Annotated in this window: 14 protein-coding genes; 1 reads left to right on the top strand and 13 read right to left on the bottom strand. The window is 69.1% G+C overall.

What is annotated here, in order from left to right; translation table 11 throughout:
• Positions 1–289 precede the first annotated feature (289 nt).
• The 11 genes from I6A81_RS10725 to I6A81_RS10675 all read right to left on the bottom strand — a co-directional run bounded on the left by I6A81_RS10725 (position 290) and on the right by I6A81_RS10675 (position 10,468).
• Positions 290–535, bottom strand: a complete 246-nt coding sequence (locus I6A81_RS10725; protein WP_203002653.1) for a hypothetical protein — start codon at positions 533–535, stop codon at positions 290–292.
• A gap of 64 nt (positions 536–599) precedes the next feature.
• On the bottom strand, positions 600–1,853 hold the full coding sequence (locus I6A81_RS10720; RefSeq protein WP_307874578.1) for a hypothetical protein: 1,254 nt from the start codon (positions 1,851–1,853) through the stop codon (positions 600–602).
• Positions 1,854–1,907: 54 nt separating this feature from the next.
• Positions 1,908–2,933, bottom strand: a complete 1,026-nt coding sequence (locus tag I6A81_RS10715) for an SDR family NAD(P)-dependent oxidoreductase (RefSeq protein ID WP_203002655.1) — start codon at positions 2,931–2,933, stop codon at positions 1,908–1,910.
• Positions 2,930–3,094 carry a hypothetical protein gene (locus I6A81_RS10710; protein WP_203002690.1) on the bottom strand — a complete coding sequence of 55 codons (165 nt, stop codon included), beginning with the start codon at positions 3,092–3,094 and terminating at the stop codon, positions 2,930–2,932. The genes I6A81_RS10715 and I6A81_RS10710 overlap by 4 nt, the downstream gene beginning before the upstream one ends.
• Before the next feature lie 31 nt (positions 3,095–3,125).
• Positions 3,126–3,452: an acyl-CoA dehydrogenase family protein gene (locus I6A81_RS10705; RefSeq protein WP_307874577.1), complete on the bottom strand. Its 327-nt coding sequence runs from the start codon at positions 3,450–3,452 to the stop codon at positions 3,126–3,128.
• 336 nt (positions 3,453–3,788) lie between these two features.
• The gene (locus I6A81_RS10700) at positions 3,789–4,502 is read right to left on the bottom strand and encodes a 3'(2'),5'-bisphosphate nucleotidase CysQ (RefSeq protein ID WP_203002656.1); all 714 of its coding nucleotides are present in this window, start codon (positions 4,500–4,502) and stop codon (positions 3,789–3,791) included.
• A 4-nt stretch (positions 4,503–4,506) separates the two neighbouring features.
• Positions 4,507–6,429: a sulfate adenylyltransferase subunit CysN gene (gene cysN / locus I6A81_RS10695; protein ID WP_203002657.1), complete on the bottom strand. Its 1,923-nt coding sequence runs from the start codon at positions 6,427–6,429 to the stop codon at positions 4,507–4,509.
• On the bottom strand, positions 6,429–7,331 hold the full coding sequence (gene cysD, locus I6A81_RS10690; protein ID WP_203002658.1) for a sulfate adenylyltransferase subunit CysD: 903 nt from the start codon (positions 7,329–7,331) through the stop codon (positions 6,429–6,431). The genes cysN and cysD overlap by 1 nt, the downstream gene beginning before the upstream one ends.
• A 124-nt stretch (positions 7,332–7,455) precedes the next feature.
• Positions 7,456–8,604: a sulfotransferase family protein gene (locus tag I6A81_RS10685; RefSeq protein WP_203002659.1), complete on the bottom strand. Its 1,149-nt coding sequence runs from the start codon at positions 8,602–8,604 to the stop codon at positions 7,456–7,458.
• A gap of 153 nt (positions 8,605–8,757) precedes the next feature.
• The gene (locus I6A81_RS10680) at positions 8,758–9,534 is read right to left on the bottom strand and encodes an SDR family NAD(P)-dependent oxidoreductase (RefSeq protein ID WP_203002660.1); all 777 of its coding nucleotides are present in this window, start codon (positions 9,532–9,534) and stop codon (positions 8,758–8,760) included.
• A 94-nt stretch (positions 9,535–9,628) separates the two neighbouring features.
• On the bottom strand, positions 9,629–10,468 hold the full coding sequence (locus I6A81_RS10675; protein WP_203002687.1) for an SDR family NAD(P)-dependent oxidoreductase: 840 nt from the start codon (positions 10,466–10,468) through the stop codon (positions 9,629–9,631).
• A 194-nt stretch (positions 10,469–10,662) separates the two neighbouring features.
• On the opposite strand from I6A81_RS10675, the gene I6A81_RS10670 reads away from it, so the two are divergent.
• A complete protein-coding gene (locus I6A81_RS10670) occupies positions 10,663–11,607 on the top strand; it encodes a LysR family transcriptional regulator (RefSeq protein WP_203002661.1) in 945 nt (314 codons plus the stop codon).
• A gap of 63 nt (positions 11,608–11,670) precedes the next feature.
• Here I6A81_RS10670 and I6A81_RS10665 read toward each other — a convergent pair whose 3' ends face one another.
• On the bottom strand, positions 11,671–13,362 hold the full coding sequence (locus I6A81_RS10665) for a thiolase C-terminal domain-containing protein (protein ID WP_203002662.1): 1,692 nt from the start codon (positions 13,360–13,362) through the stop codon (positions 11,671–11,673).
• Positions 13,363–13,396: 34 nt separating this feature from the next.
• Complete coding sequence (locus I6A81_RS10660) at positions 13,397–14,371, bottom strand: TIGR03621 family F420-dependent LLM class oxidoreductase (RefSeq protein WP_203002663.1); 975 nt, start codon at positions 14,369–14,371, stop codon at positions 13,397–13,399.
• Positions 14,372–14,379 lie beyond the last annotated feature (8 nt).

Raw genomic sequence — 14,379 nt, 5'->3', positions numbered from 1 at the left:
TCGTCGACCACGCCACCCACTGCCCCCCGCCCGCCGCTGCCGCCGCACCACACTCCACGCTCTGAGTCTCGCGGCCCCGGCAGGAACGCATGGCGCCGAACGCCTGATCGCCGCTGGCCCCGGTCGGGCGTCATGAGGCGGCAGCTGCGCTCCGAGATCGCCAAGGTCACCAGCACGCCGATGCTGGCGGGCCTCCACCACATCGGCATCAGCCAGACCGCCCACCGCTCCAGGACGCTCGTCCGCGCCCAGAACGCGTCGCCAACCGCCTCGTCAATCGGGCCGACGACTACCTGCCTTCACCCTCGACCGTCGCGTCCCACCCGACGACAAGGGCTCCGAACGTGACATCCACATCATCAAGCTCCGCGAGAAGGTCTCGGACTGCCTGCGTACCCTCACCGGCGCCCGGCAGTTCCGTGGCCTGCGCGGCCACCTGTCCATCGCCGCCAAACACGGCCTCGCCGCCTTCGAAGCCCTCGTCCGACTCGCCGAGGGGGACGGATGACGACGTGACGCGATGCGTGGCGACCATGCCCGCGGGCGTCGGCCGAGACCTGACCACGGCCGCGCCACAGCGGAGAGACAGGAGATGAAATTTACAGCGTGCGATTGTTGTAGCCCTCGGCCCGGGCCGCGAGCTGCGCGGTGCGCTGCTCGGGGGTGACGCGGGGAAGGTCGCGCAACGCGTCCCCGTCGGCGAGCGAGACGACTCGGAAGTCGCGGACGAGCGTGGCCGGATCGACCGGTGAGTCCGGCGGCACCGCCTGCCAGCGGATCAGGCCGAACCCTTCGTCGAGGCCGGTCGTGTCGAGCCAGTTGGCGACGCCGGGGTCCTCGCGCGACAGCACGAAGGTGAAGGTGCCGTCGGGGTTCGGCGCGGTCTGCGCGAGGTTGAGCGACACCTGGGACTTCTTCGCGTCTGCGCCGATCATCCAGGGGTCCATCGCCTGGAACCCGGTGTAGGCGGCTCGGGCCGGGTCCGTCGTCACGACGATCGCCTGACCTGGCTCAAGGTCCCAGCTGAGCGCGACCGTGAAGCCCGCCATGCTGCCGGCACGCCCTTGTGGCGACGAGATCTTGTTGCCCTTGAGGCCGCCGAACCACAGATCCGGGAACTTGGCCCAGAACAGGAGATAGGGCGGTAGGTCGCGGTACACGGCCTGCTTGACCTCTTCGAGGTCGAATGGCTTGGTTGGCGTGTCGTCGAGCGGGCGCAGTTCCATCCAGATCGGTCGTTGCTCCCAGTCGGAAAGCATGTCGCGCGAGGCGAAGGTTAGTCTGCCGGGAACTGAGCGCAGGTGGACCGGGCTCTCGATGTCCGGACCGATGGTGATGCGGAAGGAGCCGTCGGGAGCGATCTGCAGGTTGCGCTCGGTGATGCTGGCGAGCGGCATCAGGTCCGACATCTTCTGATTCATCGGCGGTGGGTTGACCTTGTTTCCCCGGTGTAGCTCGATGTTGACCTGCGCGGGCCGGCGGGCAGCTTCGAACTGGCCGACGACTTCGTAGCGCCGGTCGCCCTCGATGAAAGCGGTGCGGTAGATAGCGTCCGGGTTGTCGCCCGAGGTCCCGACGCCGGGCAGCGTATGACCGAGCCATTCGCGGGGGGTGTCGTCGGTCACCCAGAGTTGCGCGGGGACCGGAAGGAAATTTCCGATCTCGGCCATGGCCAGCGAATTTGTCCATTGCGAGATCGCCTCGTCGAGGGTGGCTGCGCCGGATTTTGTCTGCCCTCTGAGGGTGCTCGCAAGCTCGGCGCGAAGTTCTGCTTGGACATTCTTCAGTTTGAGGTCGTCGAGCAGTTCGAGCAGGCTTTCTTCAGCGAGGACCTGCGAGGGGGTCGCGAGCACGGGCCGAGAGTTCGGGGCTTTTTCAGCTGACATTCGGCTACTCCTGTCTGTTGGTCACATTGACCGGTGGCTATGAGGTGGCAGGGTCGCGTCCGTCGGCGGGTCCGATTGTTCGAGGTCCCGGAGGCCTGCTGTCCCGGCGAGGGCATGGAGGAGGGCGAGGGAGTGGTCCCACAGCCGGCGGGCGGTGTCGGGATCGGTGACTGCCGGGTCGAATCCCGACCGTCGGAGGGTGTCCGAGCCAGCTGGGTCGGGCGGCAGCGCTTCGGCGCAGTCCTCGAGCACGAGGCCGCCTCGTCCGGTGAGTTCGGGGGCGGTCGCGGCCCAGAGGGTCGTGGCGGCCGCCTGGGCGGTCGTCTTGAGCACCGGGCTGGGGGTGCCGTCCGCCGTGAGGAATCCGATCCGGCGTTTCAGTTCGTCGCCGTGGAAACGCTGCAGGCCGGTCAGCGCCGAGCCGGGGAGCACGGCGTTCGCGAAGATCCCGTCGGGTCCCCACCTGCGGGTCGCCTCCTGCGCGAACAGGATGTTCGCGGTCTTCGACTCGGCGTAGGCCAGCAGCATGTTGTGCTGTCGTGCCGTCCACTGCAGGTCGTCGAGGCGGACGGGAGCGTTCTTGTGTGCGCCCGAGCTCACCACCACGATCCGCGCGCCGCGCTCGGCCAGCTGGTCCCGTAGGCACAGCGCAAGCAGGAAGTGGCCCAGGTGGTTCGTCGCAAACCGCACGTCGAGCCCGTTGGGCAGGTGGGAGTCCGGTGTCCGGGACACGCCAGCGTTGGCGACCAGCAGGTCGACGGGGCCGGTGACCTGGTCGGCGAAAGCGGTCACCGAGCCGAGGTCGCGCAGGTCGAGCCGCCGCACCCGGACGTCGCCGGTGGCCCCGACCCGCACCTCGCGCGCCAGCGCCTCGCCGGCGGCCACGTCCCGGACGGCCAGCACGACGTCGGCACCGGTGAGCGCGAGGGCCCGCGCGGTCTCGGCGCCGATGCCGGAGGACGCTCCGGTCAGCACCGCGAGGCGCCCGCGCAGGTCGACGCCGCGGACCACGTCCAGTGCCGTCGACTCCCGGCCGAGACCGGTCACGACGCGCCGCCGGTGACGCTGGACCGTTCCAACATCCCGTTGGCGGTCTCGCCGTCCCAGGTAGGGCGGGCGAGGGCCTGTTGCAGGTTCGGGTCGTCGGGCTGCGCGTCGAACACGTACTCGCGGTCGTCATCCAGACCGCCGGTCAGGTCGATAGTCATGGCGTTCCTCCTGGTGGAAGGTCGTCGCCGTTCACAGTTGGCCGTGGTTGGGTGGAAGCACGTCGTTGAGCAGGAAGTTGCCGACGTGGTGGTACTTCCAGTCCACGGGGTCGTGGCTGGCGTGGGTGCGGGCGTTGCGCCAGTGCCGGCTGAGGTCGTGCCGTTCGTCGGCGGCGCTGGCACCGGACAGCGCGAACAGGTCACCAGCGACCTCGGCGGCGACCTCACTGCCGAACGCCTTGGCCTGAGCCACGGCGAGCGAACCTTCAGCGGCCTGCCGCGCGTCCCCCGGAGACCGCCCGACCTCGTGCAGCCGGCCGGCGGCCCAGCACAGCAGCTCCTCGGCGGCACGGACCACCGGACCATGGGTACGACGCCGGCCCCTGTTGGCAAGCCGCTCATCCGAACCTCCCGCCCTGCCGCACGCGCCAGGAGCGGACACACCGCTCCCGGTGTGCGGCGGAGGCGACGCTGAGCCGGGCGCGGCGCATCAATCTCGCTCATATCAATCGAAAAAGTTAGGCCGTGGGCGCACGTTACCGACATGGGAACGCGCACTTCGGCGTCCTCCGCCTGGTTGGTCAGGACCTCGCCTGATCGGCGGGGCTGCGTGTCAGGGCCGCCGAGTCGATCGCGCCGGTGCTCGGGGAGGTGGCAGGTATCGACGTAGCTGACGAGCCGGCAGCTGGATTCGTCATTCCTTGCGGAGTGCGTCCAGGACGGCGTCGGCTAGTTCGGGGCGGCAGATGAGGAGGTCTGGGAGGTAGGGGTCGGGCTGGTTGTAGCGCAGGGGTGTGCCGTCGAGGCGGGAGACGTGCAGGCCGGTTGCGGCGGCGACGGCGACGGGAGCGCAGGAGTCCCACTCGTACTGGCCGCCGGAGTGGGCGTAGACGTCGACCTGTCCCCGGACGACGGCCATGGCCTTCGCGCCGGCCGACCCCATCGGTACGAGCGTGGCGGAGAGACTGGTGACGAGCTGGTCGACGCAGGCAGGTGGCCGGGTGCGCGATACGGCGAGCCGAGGCGGGCCAGGTGCTGGTGCGGCGAGCGGCGGTGGTGCACCGGTGTGCAGGACCAGTCCGGCGGCGGGCAGGCCGACGGCGCCGGCTACAGGGTGACCGTCGACGGTGAGCGCGACGTGGACGGCCCAGTCGTCGCGGGGAGGTTCGCCGTACTCTCGGGTGCCGTCGAGCGGGTCGATGATCCAGACTCGGTCGCGCCGGAGGCGGACCGGGTCGTCGACGCTCTCTTCGGACAGGACCGCGTCGTCGGGGCGGGTCTCGGCTATGAGGCGCAGCAGCAGGTCGTTGGACTGCCGGTCGCCTTCCTTGCCGCCCTGGTCGCGGATGCGGAGCAGCAGATCGCCTGCCTGCGCGGCGAGCTGGGCGGCGAGGATGTGGTCGTCCATGCCGTCACGGCCCTTCGGGTGGGGCGAGGATGCCGATGTGGCGCAGGTAGTCGACGACGAGTTCCGCGGAGGCTTCGGCGGGAACGGTGCCACTCGCGTCGAGCCGGATCTCCGGGGCCTCGGGCGCCTCGTAGGGGGAGTCGATGCCGGTGAAGTTGGCCAGTTCGCCGCGGCGGGCCTTGGCGTAGAGGCCCTTGCGGTCGCGGGTTTCGGCGACGTCGAGGGGGGTGTCGACGTGGACCTCGATGAACTCGCCGTCGTCGAGCAGGTCGCGGGCGAGTTGGCGTTCGGCGCGGAACGGGGAGATGAACGAGGTCAGGACGATGAGGCCGGCGTCGGCCATGAGCCTGGCGACCTCGGCGATGCGGCGGATGTTCTCGACGCGGTCGGCCTCGGTGAAGCCGAGGTCCTTGTTCAGCCCGTGGCGGACGTTGTCGCCGTCGAGGAGGTAGGTGTGGAACCCCTGGTCGTACAGCCGCTTCTCGACGAGGTTGGCGATGGTCGATTTGCCGGCGCCGGACAGGCCGGTGAACCAGACGACCGCCGGGCGTTGGCCCTTGAGGCGGGCGCGTGCCTGCTTGTCGACCTCGACGGCCTGCCAGTGGATGTTGTCGGCCCGGCGTAGCGCGAAGTGGAGCATGCCGGCGGCGACGGTGGCGTTGGTGAACCGGTCGATGAGGATGAACCCGCCGGTGTCCCGGTTGGCGGTGTAGGGGTCGAAGGGGACCTGGCGGTCGAGGTTGAGGTTGCACACGCCGATCTCGTTGAGTTCGAGGGTGCGGGCGGCGGTGTGCTCGAGGGTGTTGACGTTGACCTTGTATTTCGGCTGGGCGACGGTCGCGCCGACGGTGCGGGTGCCGAGCTTGAGCAGGTAGGGCCGGCCGGGGAGCATCGGCTGGGTGTCCATCCAGACGAGGTGGCACTCGAACTGGTCGGCGACGCCAGGCGGGTCGGCGGCGGTGGCGAGGACGTCGCCGCGGCTGACGTCGACCTCGTCGGTCAGCGTGAGCGTCACGGACTGGCCGGCGGTCGCCTCGTCGAGGTCGCCGGCGGCGGTGACGACACGGGCGACCGTGCTTTCCTGGCCGGATGGCAGCACCCGGATGGCGTCCCCTGGGCGGACACTGCCCCCGGCGACCTGGCCGGCGAAACCCCGGAAGTCGAGGTTCGGCCGGTTGACCCACTGCACCGGGAAACGGAACGGACCGGTGTGCGCCTCGTCGGCGACCTCGACCGCCTCCAGGTGGCCGATCAGCGTTGGCCCGGTGTACCAGGGGGTGTTCGGGCTGGGTTCGGTGATGTTGTCGCCGCGCAGCGCGGACATCGGGACGGCGAGAATGTCGGAGAGCCCGATCTGGGCGGCGAAGGCGCGGTAGTCGGCCTCGATGGCATCGAACACCGACTGTGAGTAGTCGACGAGGTCGAGTTTGTTCACGGCGAGCACGACATGCCGGATGCCGAGCAGCGACACCAGGAAGCTGTGCCGCCGGGTCTGGGTGAGCACGCCCTTGCGGGCATCCACGAGGATCACCGCCAGGTCGGCCGTGGATCCGCCGGTGACCATGTTCCGGGTGTACTGCTCGTGGCCTGGGGTGTCGGCGACGATGAACTTCCGCTTCTCCGTGGAGAAGAACCGGTAGGCCACGTCGATCGTGATGCCCTGTTCCCGCTCCGCGGCGAGACCGTCGACGAGCAGCGCGAAGTCGAGTTCCCCGCCCTGGGTGCCGACCTGCTTCGAGTCGCTCTCCAACGCGGCGAGGTGGTCGGAGAACACCAGTTTCGAGTCGTAGAGCAGCCGGCCGATCAGCGTGGACTTGCCGTCGTCGACGCTGCCGCAGGTGATGAACCGCAGCATCGACTTCTGTTCGTGCAGCGCCAGGTAGGCTTCGACGTCGCTCGCCAGGAGGTCGCTTGTCGCGTGCGCCATCAGAAGTACCCCTCCTGCTTCTTCTTCTCCATCGACCCGGCCGAGTCGTGGTCGATGACCCGGCCCTGACGCTCCGAGCTCGTCGTCAGGAGCATCTCCTGGATGACCTCCGGCAACGTCGCCGCCGAGCTCTCCACCGCACCGGTCAGCGGGTAGCAGCCCAACGTCCGGAACCGCACGCTGCGCTGCCGCGGCACCTCGCCCGGCCGCAACGGCATCCGCTCGTCATCGACCATGATCAGTGTTCCGTCACGTTCGACGACCGGCCGCCGTGTGGCCAGGTAGAGCGGCACGATCGGGATGTCCTCCTTGTGGATGTACTGCCAGACGTCGAGCTCGGTCCAGTTCGACAGCGGGAACACCCGCACGCTTTCGCCTGCCCGGGTGCGCGCGTTGTAGAGGCGCCACAGCTCGGGACGCTGCTGCTTCGGGTCCCACCGGTGTTGGGCGGAGCGGATCGAGAACACCCGCTCCTTCGCCCGCGACTTCTCCTCATCGCGCCGGGCACCGCCGAACGCGAGGTCGAACCGGTGCAGGTCCAGGGCCTGTTTCAGTCCCTCGGTCTTCCACATGTCGGTGTGCGTCGCCGACCCGTGGTCGAACGGATTGATCCCCCGCTCGACGCACTCCGGGTTCTGGTAGACCAGCAGGTCCAGTCCCAGGTCCGCCACGAGCTTGTCCCGGAACTCGTACATGGCCCGGAACTTCCACGTCGTGTCCACATGCAGCAGCGGGAACGGCGGCTTCGACGGGTAGAACGCCTTCGTCGCCAGATGCAGCATCACCGAGCTGTCTTTCCCGACCGAGTACAGCATCACCGGCCGTTCGCTTTCGGACACCGCCTCCCGGAAGATCTGGATACTCTCCGCCTCCAGGCGTTGCAGATGCGTCAGTCGCGCCATGGTTGGCTCACTCCTCTTCGGCCCGGTCGGCGTACTGCCCGCTGTCGAACCCCGCAGGTCATCGCATCACGGGCCGAGGGTCCTTTCGTATACAGAACGGATGCGCCGCGCCCGCGGAGGACCGCTAGTGCGCTGTCCAGCGCGCCGCGCGTGCCGTGTAGTCGGCGAAAAGCGGTCGGATCTCGTCGACGTCGATCCCGAAGGTGGCCGGGTCAGGGTGTACGTTCTTTTCCCTTTTTTCGGCGTTCTCCTGCCACCAGCGGCGCATACCGGCCTCGAACGCGTCGGTGACGGGTTCGCCGAGCCACGCGTACAGCTTGCGGACCTCGTCGACCGGTTGGCTCTGCATCGCGCGGAAGTCGATGTCGTAGAACCGGTCGTCCCGGCCCGCGTCGCGGAAGGCCAGTGCCCGTTCCATTCCTACCGACCAGTGCTCCACGTTGAGAGCGCCAAGGTACCGGAGGTCGACGTCGTCGGAAAAGGAGTGCGCGACCGCGGCGTACAGGTCGGCGGCCGAGACCATGACCTCGGCCGGGTCGCGGTGGGTCATCACGAACCGCGCGTCGGGGAAGACCTGGTCGAGCTGGTCGAGGAAAAGCAGGTGGGCCGGGCACTTGAGCCGCCACGGCCGCGCCGGGAAACCCCACTGCAGCAGCTTGAGCGTGCGCAGTTCGTACCGGTAGGTCGTAGTCAGGTCGGCGGTCTCGAGCAGCCACTTCGAGTAGGACGGGACATGGGCGAAGGCCTGGAAATAGTGGGCTTTGAAGTCGAGCGCCATCAGGCTCTGGCACTCGGTCGGCCCGGTCGCGCTGGCCGGGACGAGCGCCGCCCGGCGCGGTGAGGTCTTCGTCCGCCCCTCGACCTCCGCACGACTGCTCTCGAGCCTGGCGTCCTGACCCTCGCCGGTGGACGGGGGCGGGCACGGCGCGCTCGCCTCCCACATCCGTAGCGACCGGGCCTGCGGGTCCTCCGCCAGGAGAAAAGACAACGCCGTCGACCCAGTACGGGGCAAGCCCAGGCCGATGAGCGGCGCAACGATCCGCTCGTCGTCGATCTCGGGGTGGCGCCGGTACCAGTCCTCGATCTGCAGCCGTTGGGAGAGCAGACCGACCAGCAGCTTGCGCAGCGCGGAGCGGCCGGCGGCATTGGGGCGGGCTTCTGTCTCCAACGAGCGGGTGAGCCGTTCCAGGCCTTCCCGGAAGCTGTCGTCGCCGAAATCCTCAAGCCCTGTTTCGGCGCGGGCAGCGTCCAGCAGCTCTTTCTGTAATCCCATGTTGCTCCATTCAACGGTCCCGCCGGGTTATGGTCGCCGGAAAGATGCGGGCGCACGCCCAGAAATGATCGGTGCGCCATTGCTGCCGCCGACGACGCCGGCCAGGCGATGACGTGAAAATCGCGGGAAAAGCTCGAAGTGCCTGGTATCAGGTCAGGCGCGCATGTTGGCGCCGCCGTCGACAGCCCAGACCTGGCCGTTGATCCATTCGGCGTCGTCGGAGAGCAGGAAGGCGACGACCGCCGCCAGGTCACTCGGGCGACCCAGGCGGGTCGTCGGAACCTGGCTCAGGAACATCTTCTGCATCGCGAGGTCGTTCTGCTCGAGCTGGGTCTCCCCCATCACGAGACCGGGCATCACTCCGTTGCAGCGCACGCCCCGCGGTCCGTAGCTGCGAGCGACGTGGCGGGTCAACGCGTTGACCGCGGACTTCGACGCCGCGTACGCGGGCCGACGGCCGTCGCTGCCACTGCTCACCGCGGCGCCAGACGAGGTGTTGACGATGCCGCCGCCACCGTTCGCCAGCAGGTGCGGCAGGACGGCCCGCACGGTCCGGACGAAGCCGACCAGGTTGACGTCCAGCGTGCGCTGCCACACGTCGAGGTCGGTGTCGAGCAGCGTGCGATCTCGCCCGAGATTGCCGGCCGACAGGTCCGCGCCGACGTTGAACAGGCCGTGGACGGCACCGAACTCCTCGATCGCCCGGCCCACCAGTTCCTCGACGGAGGCCTCGTCGGCGAGATCGAACCGCACCGCGACCGCGGTGCCGCCGGTCTTGGTGATCTGGGCGACGGTGGCTTCCGCTCCTGGGAGGTTGACGTCACCGACGACGACGTCGGCACCCTCCTCGGCGAGGCGTATCGCGGCGCCCGCGCCGATACCGGTCGCGCCGCCGGCGACGACGAACGCCTTTCCAGCGAGTCCGCGCATCAATGCGCTCCTATCGGTCAAGGTCCCTGTCACGCGTATCAGGCCGTGCGGCCGGCTTCCGGCGCTCGGGAGGTCGGTCTGGTCGGCGGGTGGATCAGTTCATCCACTGGCCGCCGGCGACGTCGATGGTCTGGCCGCACATGTAGTTGGCGGCATCCGAGGCGAGGTAGGCGACCATGTTCGCGACTTCCTCGGGAAGGCAGATACGGCCGAGTTGCACCTGGGTCTTGACCGCTTCGACGATGACGGCGCGGCCCGCTCGCTGCTGATCGTTCTGCGGATTGAGGATCATCTGCCGCATGTCTTCTTTGATCATGATGCCGGGTGCCACGCCCAGGACGTTGACGCCGCGCGAAGCCACCTCGCTCGCGAGGTTCCTGGTGAACCCGATGACACCGGCCTTGCACGAGCAGTAGACCGTCAGGCCACGCTGCTGTACCCGCCCACCGACGGCCCCGATGTTGATGATTCGTCCCGAACCTTGCGGCAGCAGGAGTTCCAACGCCGCGTGCGCGCCGTACATCAGCATGGTCAGGCTGCCGAGGACGGTCTTGTCGATTTCTTCCTTCGTGTGCCGCTCGAAGGGGCCGCCGACGACCATGACCGGATTGTTGACCATGATGTCGAAACCACCCAGCGCGTCGCGGCTTTCCTTCACCGCCCGGTGCACCTGATCCCAGTCGGACATGTCCGCGTGGATGGCGACCGTCTTCACGCCCCAGCGCTTCTCGATCTCCCCCGCGCGGCGCTCCACCTTCTCCAGCGTCCGGCCGATCAGCGCGATGTCGGCACCGAGCCCGGCGAGGCGGTTGGCGATGGCGTGGCCCAGGCCGTCGCCACCCGCACCGGTGACCGCTACCTTCTGGCCACTGAGGTCCATCAGGTCGGTCACGCGCTTGTCGATGATGTGCGTGGGCAGCTTGTCGAAGCCCATCAGCGCTGCCCAGTCCTGCTCGTCCTCGCTCACGGGGACTCCTCTCACTACGTCGCCGACGAACGCCCCGCTGATCCGGCGGACACCGTCGAGCTCTGTGCGGCGATGCTAAGCCGGCATCGGCATCGAGGACCAATACAAGTTTCGGCGCCTGGCGATAACCTCAGGTTATGGCTGAGGTGTATCGTGGGCGCGTGGACACGCACCGCCTCAGGTACTTCCTGTTGATCGCCGAAGAGGGCTCGATGTCCCGGGCGGCGCGGGTGCTCGGCATCGCGCAACCCGCGCTGAGCCGCCACGTCCGCATCCTGGAGGAGGACCTGGGCGTCACGTTGTTCCGGCGGACGTCCAAGGGGGTGCGCCTGACCGAAGAGGGTGAGCAGCTACGGGCGACCGCCGCCGGGCCGCTACGCCAACTCGAGCTCGCCATGAAGTACGCGGGGTCACCGTTGGCGCGCCTCGAGCGAGAGTTGCGCCTCGGGGTGCCAGCGACCGCTGCCCGCGTCCTGGCGGCACCGCTGCTCGGCAGCCTCGCCAGCGCTTTTCCGAAAGTGAACTTTCACGTGAGCGTCGCCGACACCGACCAACTCGTCGAACGCATCCTGAACGGCGAGGTGGACGTCGCGCTGATCAATCCTGTTCCGGACGGCAGGATCTTCTACGGCAACCTCCTGGAGGAAGACCTCGTCGTCGTCGGCGGACCGAGGTCGGACCTCCGGCCGAACCGGCCGATCAGATTCGCCGAACTCGCGGACCTCCCACTCGTGCTGCCAGGCTCGGAAACCGGTATCCGGACCACCGTCGAGAACACCGCGCTGCGACTCAAGATCAAGCTTTCGTCCCGGTACGCAACCGATTCGCTTCAGGTGGCGCGAGACCTCATCACAGCGGGCCAGGACTACGGCGTTCTACCATTGTCGGCCTGCGACGACGAAATTCAGCGAGGTGGGCTGCGCTACGCACCGCTGCGCGAACCGACGCTCACCCAGCAGCTGGGAACCGCCGTCACCTCGCAGCTCGCCCTACCACGCGGATTCGCTACCAAGCTCACCGAGATAATAGGCGACGAGGTCGCCCGACTGGTCAAATCTGGCGCGTGGGCCGCGCGGCTCGCTCCGCCGCATCCTGGTGACGAATAGCGATCCACTCGGCCGGCTCCCCGTCGATAGCGAGCCGCCCGCGGCATGGCCATCCCTCTGCGCTCAGTCCCGTCGGAGCAGGATCACCCCCGCCGGGGTGAGTCCCCCGCTGGTGGCGACGGCGACCCGCGCCCCGGGCACCTGGCGCGCTCCCCCGTCGCCCCGCAGCTGGACGACCGCCTCGTGGACGAATCCCATGCCGTGGGTACGGCCGGCGGAGAGCTGGCCGCCATGCGGGTTGAGCGCGATGATGCCGCCCTCGCGGGCGATGTTGCGTCCCTCGGCGAGGAAGTCCCCCGCCTCCCCGATCTTGCAGAAGCCGAGGGCCTCGAGCCACGACAGGCAGTTGAAGGTGAACCCGTCGTAGAGCAGGGCGACGTCGACGTCGTCGGGCCCGAGAGACGTGCGCGTCCACAGGTGTGCTGCCGGACCGAGGGTGTGCGGCTCGTGGGTGAGTGTCGCCTGGTCCCAGGCGATCCGTTCGGTCATCTGGGTGCCGACCGCCTCGACCAGCACCGGGGGCCGCGCGAGGTCGCGGGCGGTCTCGATCGCGGACACGACGACCGCCACGCACCCGTCGGCGGGCACGTCGCAGTCATAGAGACCGAACGGGGTGCTGATGACGCGGGCCGCCAGGTAGTCGTCCATCGTCAACGGGTCCCGGTAGATCGCCGAAGGATTCAGCGCGGCGTTCGCACGCTGCGTGACGGCGATCTGGCCGAGCGCCGCGCGGGTCGTGCCATACCGGGCGAAATGGTGCGACGCGCGCAGCGCCAGCGTGATCGCCGCCGACCCCACCCCGTAGGGCCCGCTGTACCCGGGAACCCGGCCCTCGTGTTTTCCCATCCCGTACGGGCTGGCGCCACCCAGACCCGCCGCCCGTTGCTGGGCGGCGAACGTGGCCTGCCAGACGGTGCGGAAGCAGACGACGTGGCGCGCCAGGCCAGCCGCCACGGCGAGCATCGCGGCGATCACCGAGCCGGCGGGGCCGAAGGTCTCGCCGCCGCCGTTGTACCAGGTCGGCCGCAGGCCGAGGGCGTCCTCCAGCGCGCTGATTCCGCCTTCGCCGATCCCGCCGGGTGTCGGTCCCCCCGGGTAGGTGGACAGCCCGTCGATGTCGTCCAGGTCCAACCCGGCGTCGGCCACCGCGGCCGTCACCGCCTCCACCGTGAGCGAGAGTGGAGGTCGCATCAGCCGCCTGCCGATCTGCGACCTGCCAACGCCGGTGATGGCCACTCGCTCCTCGAACCGGTCCGGGCGCGCCATCCGCCGGATGCGCGGGCCGTGGTCCTCGGGGGCGATCTCGTCAGCCGGCAGCTCGGCGTCGGGCGCACCGCTGGGAACGTAGAGCGGGATCCAGACGTCACCGCGGTGCTCGAACCTGGGAACAACGCGCATGCCAACCCTGAGCTCGGCGGCATCGACGTCGACGAGGTTGGTCGTCAGTCGGACGCGCGGATCCGCGTCGAGAACCACCGTCGCCACCGCGTAGGGCGGTGGCAGCCGGGGGTCCCATACCTGGTGGTTCACGGTGACACCGGCGACGACCCCGTCCCCCGGAACCTCCCTGCGTCCCAGGTCGCTGGACCGGCAGTAGCGGCACACCGGCTGCGGCGGATGCAGCAGCGCCTCACAGGTATGGCAGCACACGAACGAGAGCACCCCGTCGCGGCCCGCCTCCCAGAAGGGCCGGCTTTCCGCGTCGAGCAGCGGTAACTGACGCTCGACGTCTTCCATGGTCAGTCGTTCGCTCATCGAGTTCCCTTCGCTGTCCCAGACACTGGGCAGGTCACTGCCGCTCCCGTCCCGACAGCCGCTCGATGACAGGTGCCAGCGACTCGGGGGTCGCCCCGAGCGGCGCGGAGAAATAGCTGATCCCGAAGCGGTCCCGGGTGTCGAGGAGCTTCGCGCAGACCTCGTCGAGCGGGCCGACGGCGACCAGCGGCGAGGAACGGAGCTCGTCCTTCGAGGGGACGGCGGACCCCCGCGATTGCATCAGCCGGGTGAAGCGGGCGAAGAAGGCGTCGAACCCCTCGTCCGGGTCGTCGGTGATCGTGACGGTCAGCAGCTGCGCGCCCAGCTCGATCTCGCCGAAACGGTCTCCGGCGGCCGCCCGGATCCACCCGACCTTCTCGTCGTACGTCTCGGCGGTGAAGGGCTGGGACTCGGCTGACGAGGTCCCACCGGAGATGCGCGGCATGATCTGGACGATGTCGGCCTGACGGCCGGCGACCGACAGCAGCCGGCGACCACCGCCGCCGATCATGATCGGCGGGCGGGGGCGCTGCGCCGGGGCCGGCGACCCCTCCAGACCGTCGAGGGTGAAGTGCCGGCCCGCGAAGCTGAACGGCCCGCCGGCGAACAGGCCCTTGAGGATGACGACCACCTCCTCGAGGCGGTCGATGCGGACCGGCGCGTCGTCGAAGCGCAGGCCGGCCTCGGCGTACTCGGCCCGCATCCACCCGGCGCCGATGCCCACCTCGAGCCGGCCACCCGACAGCACATCCAGGGTGGCCAGTTCCTTGGCGAGCACGGCGGGATGGCGGAAGTCCTGGTTGAGGACGGTCTGGGTGAGCCGCACCGTGCTCGTCACGTCGGCGACCGCCTGCAACGCGAGCAGTGGGGCGAATGGCAGCATGAAGTGGTCGGCCATGGCGAACGTCGCGTAGCCAAGCCGTTCGATGCTCCGCCCGGCCTCGAGGAGCGTCGCGCGGTCGGACACCCGCCCGGGTCCCGTCCCGAACCGGATCGGTCTCACGCCCATCGCCCCTG

This window comes from Frankia nepalensis (assembly GCF_016786325.1).
Taxonomy (GTDB): Bacteria; Actinomycetota; Actinomycetes; order Frankiales; family Frankiaceae; genus Pseudofrankia; species Pseudofrankia nepalensis.
Note: the sequence above shows the minus strand (reverse complement) of the source record. Positions and strands in the feature narration are given on the sequence as shown.

Bases quoted from the DNA above. Each gene is read 5' to 3' on its own strand.
- I6A81_RS10710 (WP_203002690.1), bottom strand. From the start codon at position 3,094: ATGACTATCGACCTGACCGGCGGTCTGGATGACGACCGCGAGTACGTG.
- I6A81_RS10680 (WP_203002660.1), bottom strand. From the start codon at position 9,534: ATGCGCGGACTCGCTGGAAAGGCGTTCGTCGTCGCCGGCGGCGCGACC.
- I6A81_RS10685 (WP_203002659.1), bottom strand. From the start codon at position 8,604: ATGGGATTACAGAAAGAGCTGCTGGACGCTGCCCGCGCCGAAACAGGG.
- I6A81_RS10700 (WP_203002656.1), bottom strand. From the start codon at position 4,502: ATGGACGACCACATCCTCGCCGCCCAGCTCGCCGCGCAGGCAGGCGAT.
- I6A81_RS10675 (WP_203002687.1), bottom strand. From the start codon at position 10,468: ATGGGCTTCGACAAGCTGCCCACGCACATCATCGACAAGCGCGTGACC.
- I6A81_RS10665 (WP_203002662.1), bottom strand. From the start codon at position 13,362: ATGAGCGAACGACTGACCATGGAAGACGTCGAGCGTCAGTTACCGCTG.
- cysN (WP_203002657.1), bottom strand. From the start codon at position 6,429: ATGGCGCACGCGACAAGCGACCTCCTGGCGAGCGACGTCGAAGCCTAC.
- I6A81_RS10660 (WP_203002663.1), bottom strand. From the start codon at position 14,371: ATGGGCGTGAGACCGATCCGGTTCGGGACGGGACCCGGGCGGGTGTCC.
- I6A81_RS10725 (WP_203002653.1), bottom strand. From the start codon at position 535: ATGGTCGCCACGCATCGCGTCACGTCGTCATCCGTCCCCCTCGGCGAG.
- cysD (WP_203002658.1), bottom strand. From the start codon at position 7,331: ATGGCGCGACTGACGCATCTGCAACGCCTGGAGGCGGAGAGTATCCAG.